Genomic DNA, 19,340 nt, shown 5'->3' with positions numbered 1-19,340 from the left:
CCCTCCCTTGTCGCTCCGTGCCCTTGAGCGCGACGGGTGTGTGCGCCGTCACCGCCGCTACGCGAGCGTGTTCGTCCGCACGACGTAGTAGAGGACGAACGCGGCCGCGAGTGTCCAGTGGCCGAGGCGCACGTCGCTCCACTCGCCGCGGGCGGCCTTCACCACGGGGTAGGTGACGATGCCGGCCGCGATGCCCGTGGCGATGGAGTACGTCAGGGGCATCACGAGGATGGTCATGCCGGCGGGAATCGCGTAGGAGAGGTCGTCCCACGCGATGTCGACGACGTTGCCGAGCATGATGACGCCGATGACGACGAGGGCGATGTGGGAGGCATAGAGGGGGATGGCGGCCGCCAGCGGCACGACTGCCAGCGACGCGAGAAAGAGCAGGGCGACGACGAGGGCGGTCATGCCCGTCCGGCCGCCCTCCTCGACGCCGGAGGCGGACTCGATGTACGTCGTCACCGTCGAGGTGCCGAGCATCCCGCCGACGGTGGTACCGACGGCGTCGGCCATCAGCGGCTCGTCGATGTCCGGCAGGTTGCCGTCCTCGTCGAGGAAGCCGGCGACCTGGGCGACGCCGGTGAGCGTCCCCGCGGTGTCGAAGAAGTCGACGAAGAAGAACGTGAACACGACCAGGGCGAAGGTGAACGCCTCGATGTCGGCGATCCCGGAGAGGAAGGCCCCGGCGAGGGGTGTGATGTCGTAGGTTGCGCTGGCGCCGCCGGCGACCAGACGGCCGGCCGCCTCGCCGCCGACCAGCCCCGCGTTGGCGACAACCCAGCCCAGGACGGAGGTGGCGACGATGCCGATGATGATCGAGCCACGGATCCCGCGGGCGTAGAGTGCGAACGTCAGGAGCAGGCCGACGACGGAGACGATGGCCACCGGGTCGGAGGCGACCGCACCGAGCTGGACCAGCGTCTCGGGGTCGTCGACGACGATGCCCATCGCCTGCAGGCCGATGATGGCCAAGAACAGACCGATCCCGGTGCCGACCGCGAACTTGACCGGTTCGGGGAAGGCCCGGATGACGTACTCCCGGGCGCCGACGGCGGTGAGAACGATGAAGACGATGCCCTCGACGACGACGGCCGCGAGCGCCGTCTGCCAGGAGATGCCGAGCGACCCGACGACGGTGAACGCGAAGAAGGCGTTCAGGCCGAGCCCCGGGGCCTGCGCGAAGGGTCGGTTCGCGTACAGCGCCATGATGAGCGTCGCCGTCGCCGCCGCGATGATGGTGACCACCGCGAGCATGGACACCACCTCGCCGTACGCGTAGCCAGGGACGCTAATGCCGTCCTGAATCGGTATTTCCGGGTTGTCCGCGAGGATGCTCGGGTTCACCACGACGATGTAAGACATCGTCAGGAAGGTCGTCAGCCCCGCGAGGACCTCCGTCCGGAGGTCCGTCCCGTGCTCTTCGAAACCGAAGTAGTTCGCCAGCGAGTCACTCAGCGCCATGCACGGGTGAGCGTATCCGCAATGTGGAACTTAACGGTTGGCATGCGACGCTGCGAAAACCCGGACGAACGTCGGTGAGCGGTTCTCACTCGTCGGCCAGCAGGTCCGTCGCGGTCAGCAGGGCGTCGAGTTCGACCCCGTGGTCGGCGAGCAGTTCCGCAGCACCCTCCTCACGGTCGACGACGACCAGTACGCGGTCGACGACCGCCCCTGCCTCCCGGAGTGCCTCGACGGCGTCGAGGGCGCTCTTTCCCGTCGTAGCGATGTCTTCGAGGACGACCACTCGGTCGCCGTCGTCGAGGCGCCCCTCGATGCGATTACCCGTACCGTACTCTTTGGCCTGCTTGCGGGCGATGACGTAGGGACGTCGGGTTTCGGCGCTCGTCACCGCCACCAGCGGCACCGCCCCGAGGGCGACGCCGGCGAGTTTCGGCTCGTCGATCCGCTCGGCGAACGCCTCGGCGATCAGACGGAGGCACTCGGGGTCGGTTTCGAAGAGGTACTTGTCGACGTAGTAGTCGCTCGTCCCGCCGTGGGAGAGTTCGAACTCGCCGAACTTGACGGCCTCCGCGGCCCGTAGCGCGTCGATGAGGTCCTGATTCGTCATTAGCACCTTCGGGGCTGCGAACCGACATAAACGGGGCGGTTCCCAGTGGGTGCCGCCGGAATCGGGGACGGTCCGCTACCACGGCTCCGCCTTCAGACCGAGCAGGTACGCCCCGGCGTTCGTGGTGACGTGGAGGAGGGGAGTGGCGACGAGGATCACTGCCAGTCGTGCCGGCGAGAACGTCGCGAACGTCCACGATGGCGCGAGGAGGACCGCGAGGACGAGCGCACCGACCACGAAGTCGAGTTGATCGAGGCCGGGGACGGCGGCGCCGCGCTTCCGGCCGAGTCGGCGCTTCAGGAACGAGGCGCCGATGTCGCCGAGCATCGCGCCGAGAGCTAGGCCGACGGCGGCCCGGAACGAGAAGACGGGGAGGCCGGCGTCGAGCGTCGCGACGACGGTCGGTCGGACGACGTTGAGCGCCATCGCCAGGGCGACGCCCACGAGCGTCCCGGCGGCCGTGCCGCGCCACGTCTTGCCGTCGCCGAGGAGGCGACGCCCGTCGAGGGTCCGACCGCCGTCGATGGGGCGACCACCGCCGGCGAGGACGGCGGCGTTGTTCGGAACGTACGCCGGCAACATCGCCCAGAGCGCGCCGGCGACGAGCGAGACGACCATACCACACCGTAGGTGGCCGGTGACTGAAAAGCCCCGGCGTTCGGCCCGGCGCCGCCGGGTGGACACGCTGAAGGCCCCGGCACCCGACCATCCGACAATGTCCTCGTGGAGACGCGATGTGGCCAGCGGACTGGTGGTCCTCGTCCCGATTCTGGTCATTCTGTTCGTCCTCAACTGGCTGTACACGCAGGTGGCGGACCTCCCCGTCGTTCGGACGCTTCCCCCGTACTACGGGGTTCCCGTGGCCATCGTGGTGTTCGTCATGCTGGTGCTGTCGGTCGGGTACCTGATGCGAACGACGGTCGGCCGCCTGTTCGAACGCGGCCTAGACAGTGCGATGAACCACGTTCCCCTCATCCGGGTGCTCTACAACGCCTCGAAACTCGCCGTCGAAACGGCCCTCACCGGCACCGACGACCTCCAGAAGCCGGTTCGGCTGGAGACGTGGCCCGGGATCAACATGACGGCGTTCAAGACGGGGCAGACCACCGCCGACGACAAGGTGGTGCTGTTCATGCCCACCGCGCCCAACATCACCACGGGCTTTGTCATCGAGGTGGCGCCGGAACGTATCGAGGAGACCGGCGAAACCGTCGAGGAGGCGTTGACGCGCATTCTCAGTGCCGGATTCGCGGAGGACGAACACGCACAGGGTGTCGAAATCGCCGTCGAAGAGGCGGTGAGCGGAGATGGGGACGGCGACGACGACTGACCCGGCCTACATCTCGACGTCGGTGAACCAGTCGGCGTGGTCGTCTGTGCGGCGTTCGACCAGGTCGAAAAACGCCTGTTGGATGTCACCCGTCACCGGGCCGCGGGTTCCCTCGCCGATGACGACGTTGTCCACCTTGCGGATCGGCGTGACTTCGGCCGCGGTGCCGGAGAAGAACAGTTCGTCGGCGGTGTGGAGTTCGCCGCGGCTGATCGTCGCGTCCTCGTGGACGGTGTACCCCTGCTCGCGAGCGAGCGTGATGACGGTGTTGCGGGTGATGCCGTCGAGGATGCCCTCGGCGAGTCCGGGGGTGTAGATTTCGCCGTTGCGGACGAGAAACAGGTTCTCGCCCGGACCCTCGGCGACGTTCCCCTCCTCGTTCAGCAGGAGTGCCTCGGTGTACCCTTCGCGTTTGGCTTCCAGGCTCGCCAACACGCTGTTGACGTAGGGACCGGTCGTCTTGGCGTTGGTCGGAATCTGCGAGGAGGCGTACTTGCGCCACGAGGAGACGGTGACCTCGACGCCCTCCTCCAGGGCGTCCTCGCCGAGATACGCTCCCCAAGGCCAGACGGCGATTGCGACCTGTTCGGGACAGGTCTCGGGACTCAGACCCAGCATGTCGTAGCCGTAGTACGCGACGGGGCGGATGTAACAGGAGGGCAGCTCCTGTCGGCGGATCAGCTCTTTCGTCGCCTCGGTCAGTTCGTCGCGGTCGAAGGGAATGTCGAGGTTGTACGGCTTCCCGGAGGCGTAGAAGCGATCAAGGTGCTCCTCCCAGCGGAAGATGGCCGGGCCGTCCTCGGTGTCGTAACACCGGACGCCCTCGAAGATGCCGGTTCCGTAGTGGAGTCCGTGGGTGAGGACGTGGATCTTGGCGTCGTCCCAGTCGACGAACTCGCCGTCCATCCAGACGGTGTCGACGTCGCCGGACTCGCGCATCTCTTCGAAGCCCATCTCACGCACCCTCCGAGCGAAGGCGTGCGCTTCGGAGCCGGATCCCGTCGCGAGAAGTCGTCGTATCGAGCGACATGAGTTGGTGTAATTTGGCCCAATCCGGTCTTAACAGTTTCCGTGCGGGCCGTCGCTCCGCTCCGTCCCACCGCCGGCCGCTCAGGACAGCGCCTCGATCAGTGCCGCCCCTTCGACGAACGGCAGGTCGTTCCGGCGGGCGTAGGCCCGCGCGTCCGCCGTCGAGAGCGCCCCGCCGGTGTCGTCGTCGAGCATCTCACAGCCGGCGACGGCGGGCGCGACGCCGGCCTCGCGGGCCAGCGCTAGCCCCAGTTCCGTGTGGCCGCGCCGCTCGGCCAGCAGTCCGGGTGCCCCCCGCAGGAGGTGGACGTGACCCGGCGTCCGAAACTCCTCGGCGAAGGCGTCGACGCCGTAGTCGTCGTCGCCGCTCACCTCGCCGAGGCGACGGATGGTGAGCGCCCGGTCGTCGTCGGTCACGCCGGTGAACCCGTCGCGGTGGTTGACCGTCAGCGAGAACGACGGGTGAGCGTCGTACCCCAGGTCCGAGTGGTCGTTCGCGGGGTGGTCGAGCGCCTCGTGGAGGAAGGGCAGATCGAACCGGTCGGCGATTGCGGCGGGCAGGGCGACGAAGACGAGGCCGCCCCCGTCGTTGCGCAGGCGTGCTACCGACGCCGATGTCACCGCGCTCGCGGGGTAGAGCAGATCCGTCTCACCCTCCCGGTCGTCGGCGTCGTGGACCAGCACCGGCCCGCCCGCACGGAAGGCGGCGACGGCCCGGTCGAGGGCCCCGGTGGACTCGCTACGACCCTGCATCGTCACGCGTCCCCCAGGTGGACCGTCAGGGTGTCCCCGTCCGTCAGATCGAGTGCGTCCCGGAGCTTCACGGGCGCGATCAGTTCGAGTTGCGTGGCGTCGTGGTGGGTGCGGTCCGGGACGATGACGTGAGCGCCGTCGTAGACGTCACCGTCGGCGTCGACTCGAGCCGCGTAGCACGTCGCCGGCCCGAAGGTCCGCTCGTCGTCCTCCCAACCGTCGATGGGCGTCGCACCGGTCTCCAGGGTGTCCATCTCTCCACGGGTGCGGACGCTCTCGGCGGTCAGCTCCACGTTGAGCGTGCCCGGGAACGGCTCGTAGCCCAGGCGTTCGCGGAACTGGCTCATGTAGCCGGACAGCGAAATGTAGTGGCGGCCCTCGCCCATACCGCTGGTCACGGTGCCGTCGAGCGACAGCGTCGCATCGTCCTCGAACAGTCGTCGGTAGTCGGCGTACTCCCGTCGGAGGGCCGCCACACCTTCGCCGGTGACGGTGACGAGTTGCCCGTCCGCGAGCACCTCTCGGTCCAGCAACCCGGCCTCGTCCAGTCGCTGAAGGCGTCGGGAGGCGGTCTGGGCCGACGCGTCGAGACGTGCGGCCAGGCCGGAACACGAGATTTTCGTCCGCCCGGAGAGTCCTCCGTCCAACCCGATCCGCTTCAGAGCGGCGAGTTCGTCGTGGCCCACCGACGACGCCGCTGCGCTCTCTGCCATACACGGGCTTGTCACTCGCCGCGCATAAGCATACCGAATGTGATATACGTATCAAAATTGTGATGGCGAGCGGATCGGGGGCGTCGCGACGGCCAGCCGACGGGCCCTGGCGCCCTAAGTACGGCGGTGGTCGTCCCCGCCGAATCGGGCGGTCGCCGGTGTCACGGCACGTTATGCAGGGACGGCGACGCCGGCGATCAGCGATCCACCGACGGCCGAGACGGCGAACGCACCGATACCGAGCGCGAGCAACAGAAACAGCAGTACCCACCAGAGCGGAACCGCGTTCGATTCTTCCATACTACCCCGTCTTCGTGGCGGCCTCAAAGAACTTCCCGTTCAACCCAGGAGCCAGCGGAGGAAGCCGGTTCGTTCGTTTCCTCCGTCCTCCGCTGTCGACTCCGCCGTCGACCCCTCGTCCGCGTCCTCGTCGTCGCTACCGGCCGCCGATCCGCCGGTGGCCGTCGCCTCCGAGTCGGCGGCGTGGTCCGTTCCCCTGGCTGTCGTCGCCGTGTCCGACCCGTCGCGTGTCACCTGCGTGTCGCCTTCGTCCGTTTCCCCAGCCCCGTCGTCGCCCCCGCGGGCCACTACCTCGGCGTCGGCGACGACGACGCCACCGTCGTCCGCGTCGTCGGCCGGCGCGAGCGAGTCGTCGCCGCTCAACTCGGCCGCCAGTCGCCGATAGGCGTCGGTAGCGGGCGCGTCGGGCGCGGCAGTAATCAGGGGCTCGCCGGCCTCGGCCGCGGCCGACACCGCCGGATCGTCCGGAATCACTCCCCGGACCGTCACCCCGAGGCGATTGGCGACGCTTCCGACGTCACCGCCCTGTGGCCCGTCGCCCGAGGGACGTCGTCCCTCGCGGCCCATCTCGGGTGTCGCCCGCGTCACCACTGCGCCCCACACGGGCGTGCCGAACCGGTCGGCCACCTCGCGGGTCTTCGCCGTGTCGCCCAGCGCGCCCGGTTCCGCCGTCGACACCAGCAGTACCTCGTCGGCGACCCGGAGCGGTTCGACGCTGTCGTGGCTCAGCCCCGCCGAGGTGTCGAGGAGAACGAACTCCGCGTCGAGTCCGTCGAGCAGCGCCGCCAACCGGGTCGGATCGGCCGTCCCGAAGTCGTCGAGGTCGGCCGACGCCGGGAGCACCGAGAGCCCCGCCGGACCCTCGCGGACCGCCTCCGCGACCATCGCCGACCCCGCCAGCACGTCGTGGACGGTCGCCCCGGCGTCGGCGTCGGCATCGGCGTCGGCGTCGATGCCGAGGGCGCCCGCCAGGTTCCCCATCCCGAGGTCGACGTCCACGAGGACCGTCTCGTGGCCCGCTTCGGCGAGGACTGCTCCGAGGTTCGCCACCGTGGTGGTCTTGCCGACGCCGCCTTTCCCACTGGCGACTGCGTACACCCGTCCCATAGGTCGTCAGGAACCTCCGACGGCGAGTATATAACTCTGCTCCCGCTTCGGGGGGCGCCGAAGGCGGACACCCCAGTCAAAGGTTACTTAGCCGCGCGCGGGGCTAGAGCTACCAATGAGTACCGACACGCAGGACGCCGACGACGACCGTCGGAAATACGAGTTCCGGAAGGTCATCGAGGACCTGAAGGAGTACGAGGGCTCCGGGACCCAACTCGTCACTATCTACATCCCGCCGGACAAACAGATCTCCTCCGTCGTCGCCCACGTCACGCAGGAGCACTCGGAGGCAAGCAACATCAAGTCGAAGCAGACACGAACGAACGTCCAGGACGCGCTCACGAGCATCAAGGACCGCCTCCGCTACTACGACACCTACCCGCCCGAGAACGGCATCGTCATCTTCAGTGGCGCCGTCGACGCCGGCGGCGGCCAGACCGACATGGTGACGAAGGTCCTGGAGAGTCCGCCCGACCCCATCCAGTCCTTCCGCTATCACTGCGACTCGGACTTCCTCACCGAACCGCTGGAGGGGATGCTCTCCGATAAGGGCCTGTTCGGCCTGATCGTCCTCGACCGCCGCGAGGCGAACGTCGGCTGGCTGAAGGGCAAGCGCGTCGAACCCGTCAAGTCCGCCTCCTCGCTCGTCCCCGGCAAGCAGCGGAAAGGTGGCCAGTCCGCCCAGCGGTTCGCCCGCCTGCGACTGGAGGCCATCGACAACTTCTATCAGGAGGTCGCGGAGATGGCCAACGACCTGTTCGTCCCTCAGCGCCACGAACTCGACGGCATCCTCGTCGGCGGTCCCTCGCCGACCAAAGACGAGTTCCTCGATGGTGACTACCTCCACCACGAACTCCAGGACCACGTCGTCGGCAAGTTCGACGTGTCCTACACCGACGAGTCCGGGCTGTACGACCTCGTCGACGCCGCCCAAGACGTCCTCGCCGACCAGGAGGTGATGAAGGACAAAAAGCAGATGGAGGAGTTCTTCGAGAACCTCCACACCGGTGACCTCGCCACCTACGGGTTCGAGCAGACCCGTCGCAACCTGGTGATGGGCTCCGTCGACCGTCTGCTCATCAGCGAGGACCTCCGCAAGGACGTGGTGGTGTACGACTGCGACGGGCAAGAGGAGTTCGAGGTGATCGACCGCCGGCACTCGACGCCCGACCACCAGTGCGAGGACGGAAGCGAGGCCGAGATACAGGACCGCGAAGACGTGATCGAACACCTGATGACTATCGCCGAACAGCGCGGCACCGAGACGAAGTTCATCAGTACGGACTTCGAGAAGGGCGAACAGCTCTACGACGCCTTCGGCGGCGTCGCCGGCATCCTGCGCTACTCTACCGGTATCTGATCGCGCACTTTTTTGCGGGACTGGAGCACATCCCCGACTGCATGTCCCTCCTCCGCCGCCTCCTCGCCCGTCGCGACGACCGTCCCTGGTTCGTCGCGGCCGCCCTCGTCGCCCTCGTTGCCCTCGCCACGTACCCCGCCGTCGACTGGTACCTCCGGTCGCTCGATATCGCTCCTCGATTCGGCTTCTGGGACTTCGGCGCCTACAACAACGCCGTCGACCGCTGGGTCGCCGGCGAGTCGGTGTACGTGCGAAACGAGGACGGCGGCTACCACGGGAGCTACCTCTACCCCCCGGTCGCAATCCTTGGATTTGCCCCCTTCCTCCTCACCCTCGACTTCCGCCCCGCCGCCCTCCTGTGGACCGCCTGCACCGTTGCGCTTCTCTGGGTTGCGATACAGCGGCTCGTCACCGCCCTCAGCGTCCCCCTCCGCCCCTGGGAGCGGGTCGCCGTCCTCCCGCTCGTCGCCGGCTTCCATCCCGTACTCCTCTCGACGAAACTCGGTCAGACCGCGACGGCGCTCGGTGCCCTCCTCACGTTCGCGGCGTCGGCGTCGCTCCGCGGACGCCCGCTCCTCGGCGGCGTACTCACCGCCGTCGTCGGCGTCGTGAAACTCCCGTACGCTCCCGCCGGCGCCCACCTCCTCGGCGACCGGACGCGGTTCGTCGGCGCCGTCACCGGCGGCGTCGCCCTCCTCCTCGTCTCCCTCCTCGTTTTCGGCGTCGACGCCCACCGAACCTTCCTCGACGTGCTCGCCTGGGGGATTCGCGAGGGGAGCGCGGCTCGGTCCCCGCGGCTGTGGATGCCGCCGTACTACCGCCCCCTGTACGACGTCCCCCACACGCTGGCGATTCGTGTCCTCGCTAGCCTCGCCATCGTCGTCGTCGTCCTCCGGGCGCCGGCCGACGCCGTCCGGGAATCGACTGCGCTCGGCTTCGCCGCCGTTCCGTTGCTCGCTCCCCTGACTTACGCCTACTACTTCGTCGCCGCCCTCCCGGCGGTCGTTCTGCTTCTGGCCGTCGAACTCGACCACCCCGACGGATACCCCACGCTCCCCGTCGTCGGGCTCTTGCTCCTCCACGTCCACTCCTACGGTCTCCGGATGGCCGGACAGATGTTGCCCGAGTGGGTGCCGGCGCTCCTGATTCAGCCGGGACTGTGGGGAAACCTCCTTCTCGTCGGCCTCGCGGGGACTCGCGTCGCCGTTGCCGGGGGTCCCGTCACCGCACGGTCGCTCGCGTCGGCCGCGGGTCGGCGCGGGGACTAGCGGAGCATCTCGGCTAACTGATGCCGCCGGCGCTCGACGTCGAAATAGGGGTCCAGTTTCTCGTCGCTCGCCAACCGGTCGAGTGTCAGCAACACGTCCGCACCCGCCCGTTCCGCGTACGAACAGCAGTCGTCGATGGCGTTCCGGCGGAGCGCGAGGGAGCCGAGTAGGCCGAGCGCCAGCGAGAGCGCGGCGCCCGCCTCGCCCGCCGGGAAAGCGTCGTGGACGAGTTGGAAGTCGGGGGCTGGAGCGGGGGTGGGGGTGGGGGTGGGGGTGGGGGTGGGGGTGGGATCGGGGCCACCGCCGACCGCGTGAGTCCGCAGACAGGTAGAACAGATGGCCACGTGCGCGCTCGATTCGGGGGCGTGGTCGCGGAGCGCCGACGGCACGGCGAACGCGACGGTGCGCGCGCCACAGACCGGACAGGGCACTATGCTACCCTCCGTGAGCGCACCCGGCTCCCGCCGTCCCGGGTCGGCGAGGGTCCGTCGTGGCTCACGCCGACCACTAGTCGTCGGCCGTGACGACTTCGCTCTCGGCCGCGGCTTCGGCCTCCGCCTCGGCTTTCTCCTCTTCTTCCTTTTTCGCCTTGATCTTCTTGAGGCGGAAGATCTCCTCGCGTTCCTGCTCTTCGAGCTTCTGCTCGATGTACTCCTTGTTCTCGTGGAGGTCGGGCAGGAGTTTGAACTCGAGGGCGTTGACGCGGCGTTTGGTCGTCTCGATTTCGGTCAGCATCTTCTTCATCGCCGTCTCCACCTCGGCCGCGAGGATGATCGATTCGAGGAGTTCCTCGTAGGCGTCGGCCGCCTCGTCGATGCGGGCCGAGGACCCGAGTAGGCCGTAGCCGCGCTGATCGAGGCTCTTCCTGACGCGCGAGGATTCGATCTGCGGCACGACCACGCCCATGATGTTCTTCGACTGGGTCGTGATCTCCGGATGCTCCTTGAGCGCCGCGGCGGCACCGCGGACGGCGACGTCGCCCTCCATCGCCCGCGCCATGTTGATCTTTCGCTGTGCGGTCTTGTAGTTCGCGTCGAGGTCCGCTCGGATGTCCTGGGCCTGGTCCAGGATGTCCATGAACTCCATGATGAGACCGTCCCGTTTCTGTTCGAGCGTGTCGTGCCCCCGCTCGGAGAGTTCGATCCGATCCTCTATCGCCATGAGGTTCTTGCGAGTGGGTTTGACGTCCTCGGCCATTGCCGGAGGGTTGTGGACCGAGCCGGTTAACCTTTTACTGTTTGCGGAGCTACCCCCGCAGGCGGCCACGACGACGGGCCGAGTAACCGACGCCGAGTGCGGAGTCCGTCGTGTCGATCACTCGATTAATCACAACCCGACGTAACGTCAAACAGCCAATATTTGATGTGCGTGGACGAACTACGTTGGGGATGGACAATCGCGAATCGAAACCGAAAAGCCAGCTGTTGGACGCGCTCGATGCCACCGACGCGGTCGAAAAGAACTACCACATCCGACAGGCGCTTCAACTCCTGATGGTCCCCGAAACGGAGGCCGACCGGTCGTCGACAGAAGCGGTGGATCACCCCACCACCACGGCCGAGGGCATCGCGGAACACACCGACTGAAACGGGTCGGCGGTTGTCCCTCGGAACGCCGGCTTCGGTCCTCGCTCTCACCCGTTCGGGGACGACCACCCGAGTCCCATCCCCTCCAGTCGGTCCATCCACGTGACGACGGCGACGTGTGGCAGGGTCAGGACGGCGATGAAGACGAGATACAGCGCCGCGAGCGCCGACGGCGAGGCGTTCACGCCACCGATGACGCCCACGCCGACGAGGATGGCCACCGACAGGGCGGTGAGCGGCACTGCGTCCCGTCCCGTCCGCAGGAGCGCTGCGACAGGGCCGCGAGTCGCGAGCACCGCCCGGGCGCCGTCGTCGACGCCGGCCAGCCGAACCACGTGCCGCAGCGAATGCCAGACACAGAAGTACACGCCGATGGCGAGCAACGGCGGCACGACGAGGAAGTACGCCCACAGCAGCAGCGTCTCGGCGGCGTCCCGTCTCCAGGCGTGGCCGCCGCCACGTCGGTAGCCGACGAGGAGCGTCCCGACGGTCAGTGCCGCGAACCCGACGCCGAGACCCACCCGTACGTCGGGGGATACGAGCCACCCCGCGTCGAGGTCACGCCCGAACAGCGCCACCCACGCGTCGACAACCTGTCGGTACCGCTCCGGGAAACGGAGAAGCGGCACCAGCATCGGCAACCCGCCACGAACCACCAGCGTGCCCGCGCGAACGCCCGTGGCGTCGAGATGTGAACTCCCCAGCGCATCGAGGGCGTAGAGGTCGCCCTGTCCCCAGTGGAGCCAGGTCAGACCGACGAACAGCGCCGCGGAGGCGGCCGGGGCGACGGTCCACAGCATGGCGTAGGCCCCGCCGAGTAGGAGATATCCCAGCCCGACGACGGCCATCCCTCGCCCCGTCGGCCGTCGCCCCGCGGCCCGCGCCGGCGCGAGGTGGTCCACCGCGCCGTGTGGCAACCCGAACAGGAGCAAACTGGCCGCGAGCGGGAGGTACCGGAGCCACCGTGGAAGCGTCGCCGTGAGACCGGCGGCTCCCGTGACGACTACGCCGAGTGTCAGGGCCGAGACGGCGACCCAGGCGGGGCGACACCCGACCGCGAGCATGAGTGCCGCGAGCGTCGAGTCGTCACCCCCTCGGTCCGTCCCCGTCATCGCCTCACGGCGACTCCGGGTCGATGGCTCCGGCGTCCGATTCCGGTCCCACGGTCGGATCGTCGGCCGCCCCGAATCGGGAGACTACCCACCGGTAGAGCACCAGTCCCTGGACGACGAAGAGGTTCGTCACGAGGAAGAACGTCGCCTCCTCGACGGGGAGGCCGGCCACCGTGAGACCGGTGGTGTACCGCTCCGAGAGAATCCAGATGCCGTATTCGATGGCGACCCGGTCGGCCACACAGAGATACGTCGTCGGTACGAGGGTACCGAGCGTGACGAGGCGGCGACGCGCCCACAGTTGCGGTGCGCCGACGACCCACTGCAGGGCGAGCACCGGCGCCGCCCACGCGAGAATGGCGCCGAGGTAGAACGTCTCCGATCGTGCCAGCAACTGCCACCCGCCGGCGCCGAGGATGGCGGCGAGCGCCAGCGCGGCGAGTCGGGTGCGGATCGGTCCCCTCACCGGCGGCCACTCGCTCGGCAGCGACAGGTGCGAGAGCCACAGCGCCGTCAGCCACGGCTGGACCAGAATGAACAGGTACTCTTCGACCGGCGCGTAGCCGAGCGTCGCGAGCGTGCTCCCCTCGCCGTACGACCACACGCCCGCCGCGATGAGGTAGTTGTCCCACGGCGTCGTGTACACCAGGGCGACGACGGTGATGATGGCGACGCCGGACCAGTAACCCCGGCCGGTGAACGGGTCGACGGCGGCGCTCATCCGCGTTCGGCTCACGAACGCCGTCGCGACCATGAGCATCATGGCCGGGAGCAGGAAGGCGAGGTGAAACTGCAGGTACGTTGGTCCAGTCATCGGTGTGTCTTGCCGCAGTCGGTCGAAACGGGTGAACCGACGGTTTGTCGGTTCTCCGTATAGCTTCTTGGGTCGCGCTATCACGAGCGGGAACGCCGGCCCGCGCCGACGTTCGTCAGTCGGCCGACTCCGCAGCCGCCGCACTCGACCCCGCGGCGTCGAGCACCTCGCGACTCGACAGGAGGATGATCCCGAAGCCGACCTTCGCGACCAGGTCGAGCACCATGAAGCCGGCCGTCTCGAGGTACAGCGAGATGACCTGCAGCCCCTCGGTGCCGACGATCCACCACACGGGGTAGATCAGCCAGACGACGACGATCAACGTTCGGAGCGTACTGAACGTCGACGCCGCCGATCCCGTGAGCCGGCTGGCCTTCTCGTCGAGCGAGCCGTACAGCATGTACAGAAGGACGAGCAGGAAGCCCGTGGAGACGCCCCACCAGATCAGCCGGCGAGCCCCCTCGGTGAGAAAGCCCGGTCCGGCCGACAGGGTCGCCACGGCACCCGTCCCGATCATCAGCATGTCGAGACCGACGAGCGCGGACAACTGGTTGCGGTCCGCCCCGGCCAGTAAGCCGAGGTCGAGCAACAGGAGCGGGGTGGTGAAGAACCAGTCAGTGTACCGGGCCCAGTAGATGGGCAGTTCCTCACCACCGAGTTGGACCATCGTCAACCCGAAGCCGAGCGCCATCGCGAGATAGTTCACGAACGCGATGGCGGTGATGAAGATGGTGACGATGTAGAACTCCTGTCGCCGCCGGTCCGTTTCGCCCCAGCCCCTGGCGATGAAGTACAGCATCCCCAGGAACATACCGAGCGTGCCGATCCAGAGCCAGATTCCTTCGCTACCGGGTTGTGGCATGATACACGTGGAGTCGGGATGCTATCGTGGTAAGCGCGACCCACAACTAGTTTGGTGTCTCATCGATCCAGGATGGTGCCGATCACCTTTCGCTGGGCCGCCCGCAGGTGCTCGTGGAACGTCGACCGACAGACGCCCATGGCCTCCGCGAGTTCGTCGCCGGTCACTTCGTGTGGCCACTCGAAGAAGCCCCCGCTGTACGCCCGCATCAGCGCTGCGTGCTGGCGGTCGGTCAGGTTCTCGTGCAGGCGCGCGACGAACTCCTGGCGCGGTTCGTCCCGGTCGCCGCGGTGGTTGTACCTGACCAGATCCGCTCCCTCGAAGCGCTCGGTCACCGCACCGGCCATGCTCCGCGCGAGCGACTCGCGCGCCACCTCGACGGTGAACCGTGCGACGCCGGGTTCGACGACCACGGCCTCGAGGTCAGCGCCGTGGTCGGCCAGGATCGCCCAGAGGTCCGTCCCCGTGACCGAGAGTTCGACCAGACACTCCGCCTCGCCCTCGGTGAGCACCCCGTGAACGTCCACCGCCGTCTCGGTGGCCGCCTCGCGCACCGCGGCCCCCGTCGCGTCCGACAGTTCGAACAGGCTGGTCGGCCGGTCGCGATCCGCGACGCTCCCCGCGTAGGCCATCCGGGTGTCCAGTCGCTCGGCCAGGTCGACCAGCGGGTGGGCTATCACGGTGAACTGGAGTTCGACCACCTCCGTCCCCCGGAGCGTTCGCTGGCTCTCGAGCGTGTTGATCCCCGTGGCGATGGTCCGGCCCAGCGCCGTCAGGACGGCGCACTCGTGGTCGTCGAACTCGGTGTTGGTCCGCGCGTAGACACAGACCGCTCCGTAGGTCGCGTCACCGTAGTGGAGCGGAACGCCGGCCACGGCCGTCGGTCCCTCGACCCCGTGCAGATCCCGGATCCGGACGCTGCCGTCGGCCACCGCCGCCGCCACCGCGTCGGCCGCGGCGGCCGCGAGGTCACTCGTTCGGGTCGGGTCGTCCGTCTCGGTTCCGCCCACCGGAACCCGCTCCGGCACCTCGCCGGCTACGTCTTCCGACTCGACTTCCGGAACGACCGCCTCGACGGCGGGATCGTAAGCCCCGATCCACGCCCCGTCGTACGTCTCGGCCAGGCCCTCGACGACGGCCCGTTCGAGGTCCGTCCGGGAGCGCGCCTCGGCGACCGCTCCGGTCACGTCCGCGACGACCCCGTCGAGGCGCTCCAACAGGAGTTCCTGGGCGGCCCGTTCCCGCTCGATCCGGGCGGCCCGCTGGGCTGCGGCACGCTCGGCGCGCTTGCGTCGGGTTACGTCCCGCTGGAACCCGACGTAGTAGGCGACGTCGCCGCTCTCGTCCCGGATCGGGGCGATGGTCACCTCGTTCCAGAACAGTTCGCCGTCGCGTCGGTAGTTGCGGAGTTCGACCGTCGTCGCCTCGTCGTTCTCGATGGCTGTGCGCATGCGTGCGACGGGGTCGTCGCGGGTCGCCGCCCCCTGCAGGAACCGGCAGTTCCGCCCGACGGCGTACTCCGGCGGGTACCCCGTGATGCGCTCGAAGGCGGCGTTCGCGTACACCAGCGGCATGTCCGGCATCGTCGCGTCGGCGATGGTGATTCCGACCGGTGCCTCGTCCATCGTCCGCGTCTTCAGCGACTCGCCGACGCCCTCGGTGCTCGCCGGAGTCACCGACCCTGGCTCCCCGCCGTCCGATCCGCTCCCCTTGCCCCCGACTGTCATGCTCCCAGAACGGAACGCGTACGGAAATGGGTTTGGTGGCGTGAACCGCGTGTTCGGCCGTCAGCCGTCTCGACGGGGCCGCCACGCTCGTCGTCGATCCGAGCTCCGTCGATCGGTCGGAAAAAGTGAACGCCGGCGATTAGTCCGCGGTCGCCTCTTCCTCGGTCGCTTCTTCGCGGTAGTAGTCCGCGATGAGCTCCTCGTCGATCCGGTTGAGTTCCTCTTTCGGGAAGTTCGAGAGGAGGTCCCAGCCGATGTCGAGGGTCTCGCCGATGTCGCGGTTCGTGTCGAAGCCCTGGTCGACGAACTCCGACTCGAACTCGTCGGCGAAGTCGAGGTACTTGTTGTCACGCTCGCTCAGTGCCTCGCGGCCGACGATGTTCACCAGATCACGCAGGTCCTCACCCTCCGCGTACGCGGCGTACATCTGGTCGGAGACGTCGGCGTGGTCCTCGCGGGTGAGGCCCTCACCGATCCCGTCGTCCATGAGGCGGGAGAGCGAGGGAAGCACGTTGACCGGGGGCTGGACGCCCTGACTGTTGAGGTCGCGGTCGACGTAGATCTGTCCCTCGGTGATGTACCCGGTGAGGTCGGGGATCGGGTGCGTGTCGTCGTCGCCGGGCATCGTCAGGATCGGGATCTGGGTCACCGAGCCGTCGCTCCCCTGAATTCGACCGGCGCGTTCGTACAGCTGCGCCAGGTCGGTGTACATGTAGCCGGGGTAGCCACGGCGACCCGGAACCTCCTCGCGAGCGGCACCGATCTCACGGAGCGCCTCGCAGTAGTTGGTCATGTCCGTCAGGATCACCAGCACGTGGTAATCCTTCTCGAAGGCGAGATACTCGGCGGTGGTGAGCGCCATCCGCGGCGTGACCGTCCGCTCGACGGCGGGGTCGTCCGCGAGGTTCATGAAGACGACCGACCGTTCCAGCGCGCCGGTGCGCTCGAAGTCGTCCATGAACTCGTTGGCCTCCTCGGCCGTGATGCCCATGGCGCCGAAGATGACGGCGAACTCGGAGCCTTCACCGCCCGCTTCCTCTTCGGGAACGCTCGCCTGTCGCGCGATCTGGAGCGCGAGTTCGTTGTGCGGCAGCCCCGAACCGGAGAAGATGGGGAGCTTCTGGCCACGAACGAGGGTGTTCATGCCGTCGATGGCGGAGACGCCGGTCTGGATGAACTCCTCGGGGTACTCGCGGGCGTAGGGGTTGATCGCCGCGCCGACGATGTCCTCGCGTTTCTCGGGTTCGATGGCCGGACCGCCGTCGATGGGTTCGCCCGACCCGGACAGCACGCGACCGAGGAGGTCCTCGGTCAGCTTCATCTTCAGCGTCTCGCCCTGGAATCGGACGAACGCGTTCTTGTCGATGCCCGAGGTCCCCTCGAACACCTGGATGGCGACCAGCCCGTCTTCGGACTCGAGCACCTGTCCACGGCGGATCTCGCCGTCGGCGGTCTCGATTTCGACCATCTCGTCGTAGCCGATGGGCTTGTCGACCTCGGCGAACACCAGCGGGCCGCTGATCTCGGTGATCGTTTTGTACTCTTTCATCTCAGTACAGCTCCCGAATCTGCTCGGTGATGTCGTCTTTCAGTTCGTCCATGTACGCCTCGTACTCCTCCTGGACGCCGATTCGGTTGATGCGCGGCAGTGCGTCGACCGCCGTGATCTCCTCGACCGGGACGCCCGCTTCGAGGGCGTCGAACGCCTCGTCGTTGAACGTCTTGATGGTCGTGAGGATGAGGTACGTCTTGTCGGGCTCGCAGTAGGTGTCCACGTCGTGGAACGCGTTCTGCTGGAGCCACGCCTCGCGGAGGTACCGCGCCACTTCGAGGGTGAGCTGCTGGTCCTCCGGCAGGGCGTCCTTGCCGACGAGCTGGACGATTTCCTGGAGTTCGCCCTCCTCGTCGAGGGTGTCGACCGCCCACTGACGGACCGTCGGCCAGTCCTCGGCGACGTTGTCCTCGAACCACGGGTCGAGCTGTTCCCGGTACAGGGAGTAGGACTCGTTCCAGTTGATCGACGGGAAGTGCCGGCGCTCGGCCAGGTCGGCGTCGAGCGCCCAGAACGTCTTGACGATGCGGAGCGTGTTCTGGGTCACCGGTTCGGAGAAGTCGCCGCCGGGCGGCGAGACGGCGCCGACGACCGAGATGGACCCCTCCGTGCCGTTGATGTTGTCGAAGTAGCCCGCGCGCTCGTAGAACTGGGAGAGCCGCGCGGCGAGGTAGGCTGGGTAGCCCTCCTCGCCGGGCATCTCCTCCAGGCGCGAACTGATCTCGCGCATGGCCTCCGCCCACCGCGAGGTGGAGTCGGCCATCAGCGCCACGTCGTACCCCATGTCGCGGTAGTACTCCGCGATGGTGATCCCCGTGTACACACAGGATTCCCGCGCCGCGACGGGCATGTTAGACGTGTTGGCGATGAGCGTCGTCCGGGCCATCAGCGGGTTCCCAGTCTGCGGGTCGGGCAGTTCCGGGAAGTCCTCGATGACCTCGGTCATCTCGTTGCCGCGCTCGCCACACCCGATGTAGACGACGATGTCTGCGTCGGACCACTTGGCGAGTTGCTGCTGAGTGACGGTCTTTCCGGAGCCGAACGGACCCGGAATCGCCGCCGTCCCACCCTTCGCGATGGGGAACAGGCCGTCCTGCACCCGCTGACCGGTCAGGAGCGGCTCCGTCGGCGTCTTCTTGTCGCCGGCCGGCCGCGCCTCGCGCACCGGCCACTCCTGGCGCATCCGGATCTCCTCGCCGTTGTCGAGTTCGACGACCGTCTCCTCGACGGTGAAGTCGCCGGCCTCGACGGCGACGACCTCGCCACCCTCGTAGTCCGGCGGGACAAGCACCTTGTGCTCGATGGTCACCGTCTCCGGCACCGTGCCGACCACGTCGCCGGGTTCGACGACGTCGCCCTCCTCGACCTCGGGGGTGAACTCCCACTGCTTCTCGAGGTCGATACCGGGCGCGTCGACCCCGCGGTCGAGGAACGCGCTGTTCATTTTCTCCTGTAGCACGTCGAGGGGGCGCTGGACGCCGTCGTAGATGGTGTCCAGCAGCCCCGGGCCCAGATCGACCGTCAGCGGGGCGCCCGTGTTCTCGACGGGTTCGCCGGGGCCGACGCCGGAGGTCTCTTCGTACACCTGAATGGTCGTGATGTCGCCCTCGATCTCGATAACTTCGCCCATCAGTCCTTCGTCGCCCACGTAGACGACGTCGTTCATTCGGGCGTCGAGTTCGACGGCGGTCACGACCGGACCACTCACGCTGTTGATGATGCCGTCCTCTCGGACGGTCGTGTCTGCCTGACTCAT

20 protein-coding genes are annotated in these 19,340 nt (G+C 67.9%); 4 read left to right on the top strand and 16 right to left on the bottom strand.

The window, feature by feature from the left end:
* Positions 1 to 57: 57 nt before the first annotated feature.
* The 3 genes from V8686_RS02225 to V8686_RS02215 form a co-directional block, all read right to left on the bottom strand.
* Positions 58 to 1,464, bottom strand: coding sequence for an NCS2 family permease (locus V8686_RS02225; protein WP_379702344.1), 1,407 nt, complete (start codon positions 1,462 to 1,464; stop codon positions 58 to 60).
* A gap of 85 nt (positions 1,465 to 1,549) precedes the next feature.
* Positions 1,550 to 2,071 carry an orotate phosphoribosyltransferase gene (pyrE, locus tag V8686_RS02220; protein ID WP_379702343.1) on the bottom strand — a complete coding sequence of 174 codons (522 nt, stop codon included), beginning with the start codon at positions 2,069 to 2,071 and terminating at the stop codon, positions 1,550 to 1,552.
* Between the two features lie 75 nt (positions 2,072 to 2,146).
* Positions 2,147 to 2,689, bottom strand: a complete 543-nt coding sequence (locus tag V8686_RS02215) for a CDP-2,3-bis-(O-geranylgeranyl)-sn-glycerol synthase (protein WP_379702342.1) — start codon at positions 2,687 to 2,689, stop codon at positions 2,147 to 2,149.
* Positions 2,690 to 2,786: 97 nt separating this feature from the next.
* Here V8686_RS02215 and V8686_RS02210 point away from each other — a divergent pair, with 97 nt between their 5' ends.
* A complete protein-coding gene (locus tag V8686_RS02210; RefSeq protein ID WP_379702341.1) occupies positions 2,787 to 3,401 on the top strand; it encodes a DUF502 domain-containing protein in 615 nt (204 codons plus the stop codon).
* 6 nt (positions 3,402 to 3,407) lie between these two features.
* Here V8686_RS02210 and V8686_RS02205 read toward each other — a convergent pair whose 3' ends face one another.
* From V8686_RS02205 to V8686_RS02185, 5 genes are all read right to left on the bottom strand, one after another.
* Complete coding sequence (locus V8686_RS02205; protein WP_379702340.1) at positions 3,408 to 4,355, bottom strand: branched-chain amino acid transaminase; 948 nt, start codon at positions 4,353 to 4,355, stop codon at positions 3,408 to 3,410.
* A gap of 156 nt (positions 4,356 to 4,511) precedes the next feature.
* Positions 4,512 to 5,183 carry a 3,4-dihydroxy-2-butanone-4-phosphate synthase gene (gene ribB / locus V8686_RS02200; protein WP_379702339.1) on the bottom strand — a complete coding sequence of 224 codons (672 nt, stop codon included), beginning with the start codon at positions 5,181 to 5,183 and terminating at the stop codon, positions 4,512 to 4,514.
* Positions 5,184 to 5,185: 2 nt separating this feature from the next.
* On the bottom strand, positions 5,186 to 5,896 hold the full coding sequence (locus V8686_RS02195; protein ID WP_379702338.1) for a DUF120 domain-containing protein: 711 nt from the start codon (positions 5,894 to 5,896) through the stop codon (positions 5,186 to 5,188).
* Between the two features lie 171 nt (positions 5,897 to 6,067).
* Positions 6,068 to 6,196: a hypothetical protein gene (locus V8686_RS02190; RefSeq protein ID WP_379702337.1), complete on the bottom strand. Its 129-nt coding sequence runs from the start codon at positions 6,194 to 6,196 to the stop codon at positions 6,068 to 6,070.
* Between the two features lie 39 nt (positions 6,197 to 6,235).
* Positions 6,236 to 7,303 carry a P-loop NTPase gene (locus tag V8686_RS02185; RefSeq protein ID WP_379702336.1) on the bottom strand — a complete coding sequence of 356 codons (1,068 nt, stop codon included), beginning with the start codon at positions 7,301 to 7,303 and terminating at the stop codon, positions 6,236 to 6,238.
* Between the two features lie 115 nt (positions 7,304 to 7,418).
* Between V8686_RS02185 and prf1 the strand changes: the two genes are divergently transcribed.
* The gene (gene prf1 / locus V8686_RS02180) at positions 7,419 to 8,663 is read left to right on the top strand and encodes a peptide chain release factor aRF-1 (protein ID WP_379702335.1); all 1,245 of its coding nucleotides are present in this window, start codon (positions 7,419 to 7,421) and stop codon (positions 8,661 to 8,663) included.
* A 41-nt stretch (positions 8,664 to 8,704) separates the two neighbouring features.
* The gene (locus tag V8686_RS02175; RefSeq protein WP_379702334.1) at positions 8,705 to 9,931 is read left to right on the top strand and encodes a glycosyltransferase family 87 protein; all 1,227 of its coding nucleotides are present in this window, start codon (positions 8,705 to 8,707) and stop codon (positions 9,929 to 9,931) included.
* Here V8686_RS02175 and V8686_RS02170 read toward each other — a convergent pair.
* Together V8686_RS02170 and V8686_RS02165 are read right to left on the bottom strand one after the other, a co-directional pair.
* A complete protein-coding gene (locus tag V8686_RS02170) occupies positions 9,928 to 10,362 on the bottom strand; it encodes a DUF6276 family protein (RefSeq protein WP_379702333.1) in 435 nt (144 codons plus the stop codon). The two genes, V8686_RS02175 and V8686_RS02170, sit on opposite strands and share 4 nt — an antisense overlap.
* A gap of 76 nt (positions 10,363 to 10,438) precedes the next feature.
* Complete coding sequence (locus tag V8686_RS02165; RefSeq protein ID WP_379702332.1) at positions 10,439 to 11,128, bottom strand: V-type ATP synthase subunit D; 690 nt, start codon at positions 11,126 to 11,128, stop codon at positions 10,439 to 10,441.
* Positions 11,129 to 11,319: 191 nt separating this feature from the next.
* Here V8686_RS02165 and V8686_RS02160 point away from each other — a divergent pair, with 191 nt between their 5' ends.
* The gene (locus V8686_RS02160; RefSeq protein WP_379702331.1) at positions 11,320 to 11,517 is read left to right on the top strand and encodes a hypothetical protein; all 198 of its coding nucleotides are present in this window, start codon (positions 11,320 to 11,322) and stop codon (positions 11,515 to 11,517) included.
* 47 nt (positions 11,518 to 11,564) lie between these two features.
* Here the strand turns inward: V8686_RS02160 and V8686_RS02155 are convergent, their stop codons facing one another.
* The 6 genes from V8686_RS02155 to V8686_RS02130 all read right to left on the bottom strand — a co-directional run bounded on the left by V8686_RS02155 (position 11,565) and on the right by V8686_RS02130 (position 19,340).
* On the bottom strand, positions 11,565 to 12,629 hold the full coding sequence (locus V8686_RS02155; RefSeq protein ID WP_379702330.1) for a Brp/Blh family beta-carotene 15,15'-dioxygenase: 1,065 nt from the start codon (positions 12,627 to 12,629) through the stop codon (positions 11,565 to 11,567).
* A 4-nt stretch (positions 12,630 to 12,633) separates the two neighbouring features.
* The gene (locus V8686_RS02150; RefSeq protein WP_379702329.1) at positions 12,634 to 13,443 is read right to left on the bottom strand and encodes a lycopene cyclase domain-containing protein; all 810 of its coding nucleotides are present in this window, start codon (positions 13,441 to 13,443) and stop codon (positions 12,634 to 12,636) included.
* Positions 13,444 to 13,558: 115 nt separating this feature from the next.
* Complete coding sequence (locus V8686_RS02145) at positions 13,559 to 14,305, bottom strand: bacteriorhodopsin (protein ID WP_379702328.1); 747 nt, start codon at positions 14,303 to 14,305, stop codon at positions 13,559 to 13,561.
* Between the two features lie 59 nt (positions 14,306 to 14,364).
* A complete protein-coding gene (locus tag V8686_RS02140; RefSeq protein ID WP_379702327.1) occupies positions 14,365 to 16,032 on the bottom strand; it encodes a bacterio-opsin activator domain-containing protein in 1,668 nt (555 codons plus the stop codon).
* 139 nt (positions 16,033 to 16,171) lie between these two features.
* Positions 16,172 to 17,581: an ATP synthase subunit B gene (locus V8686_RS02135; protein ID WP_379702326.1), complete on the bottom strand. Its 1,410-nt coding sequence runs from the start codon at positions 17,579 to 17,581 to the stop codon at positions 16,172 to 16,174.
* A 1-nt stretch (position 17,582) separates the two neighbouring features.
* Complete coding sequence (locus V8686_RS02130) at positions 17,583 to 19,340, bottom strand: ATP synthase subunit A (protein ID WP_379702325.1); 1,758 nt, start codon at positions 19,338 to 19,340, stop codon at positions 17,583 to 17,585.

Origin of the sequence: Haloplanus litoreus (assembly GCF_045690335.1) — an archaeon.
Lineage (GTDB): Archaea > Halobacteriota > Halobacteria > Halobacteriales > Haloferacaceae > Haloplanus > Haloplanus litoreus.
This window is presented reverse-complemented; position numbering and strand designations above follow the sequence as displayed.

Bases quoted from the DNA above. Each gene is read 5' to 3' on its own strand.
- V8686_RS02225 (WP_379702344.1), bottom strand. From the start codon at position 1,464: ATGGCGCTGAGTGACTCGCTGGCGAACTACTTCGGTTTCGAAGAGCAC.
- pyrE (WP_379702343.1), bottom strand. From the start codon at position 2,071: ATGACGAATCAGGACCTCATCGACGCGCTACGGGCCGCGGAGGCCGTC.
- V8686_RS02215 (WP_379702342.1), bottom strand. From the start codon at position 2,689: ATGGTCGTCTCGCTCGTCGCCGGCGCGCTCTGGGCGATGTTGCCGGCG.
- V8686_RS02210 (WP_379702341.1), top strand. From the start codon at position 2,787: ATGTCCTCGTGGAGACGCGATGTGGCCAGCGGACTGGTGGTCCTCGTC.
- V8686_RS02205 (WP_379702340.1), bottom strand. From the start codon at position 4,355: ATGGGCTTCGAAGAGATGCGCGAGTCCGGCGACGTCGACACCGTCTGG.
- ribB (WP_379702339.1), bottom strand. From the start codon at position 5,183: ATGCAGGGTCGTAGCGAGTCCACCGGGGCCCTCGACCGGGCCGTCGCC.
- V8686_RS02195 (WP_379702338.1), bottom strand. From the start codon at position 5,896: ATGGCAGAGAGCGCAGCGGCGTCGTCGGTGGGCCACGACGAACTCGCC.
- V8686_RS02190 (WP_379702337.1), bottom strand. From the start codon at position 6,196: ATGGAAGAATCGAACGCGGTTCCGCTCTGGTGGGTACTGCTGTTTCTG.
- V8686_RS02185 (WP_379702336.1), bottom strand. From the start codon at position 7,303: ATGGGACGGGTGTACGCAGTCGCCAGTGGGAAAGGCGGCGTCGGCAAG.
- prf1 (WP_379702335.1), top strand. From the start codon at position 7,419: ATGAGTACCGACACGCAGGACGCCGACGACGACCGTCGGAAATACGAG.
- V8686_RS02175 (WP_379702334.1), top strand. From the start codon at position 8,705: ATGTCCCTCCTCCGCCGCCTCCTCGCCCGTCGCGACGACCGTCCCTGG.
- V8686_RS02165 (WP_379702332.1), bottom strand. From the start codon at position 11,128: ATGGCCGAGGACGTCAAACCCACTCGCAAGAACCTCATGGCGATAGAG.
- V8686_RS02160 (WP_379702331.1), top strand. From the start codon at position 11,320: ATGGACAATCGCGAATCGAAACCGAAAAGCCAGCTGTTGGACGCGCTC.
- V8686_RS02155 (WP_379702330.1), bottom strand. From the start codon at position 12,629: ATGACGGGGACGGACCGAGGGGGTGACGACTCGACGCTCGCGGCACTC.
- V8686_RS02150 (WP_379702329.1), bottom strand. From the start codon at position 13,443: ATGACTGGACCAACGTACCTGCAGTTTCACCTCGCCTTCCTGCTCCCG.
- V8686_RS02145 (WP_379702328.1), bottom strand. From the start codon at position 14,305: ATGCCACAACCCGGTAGCGAAGGAATCTGGCTCTGGATCGGCACGCTC.
- V8686_RS02140 (WP_379702327.1), bottom strand. From the start codon at position 16,032: ATGACAGTCGGGGGCAAGGGGAGCGGATCGGACGGCGGGGAGCCAGGG.
- V8686_RS02135 (WP_379702326.1), bottom strand. From the start codon at position 17,581: ATGAAAGAGTACAAAACGATCACCGAGATCAGCGGCCCGCTGGTGTTC.
- V8686_RS02130 (WP_379702325.1), bottom strand. From the start codon at position 19,340: ATGAGTCAGGCAGACACGACCGTCCGAGAGGACGGCATCATCAACAGC.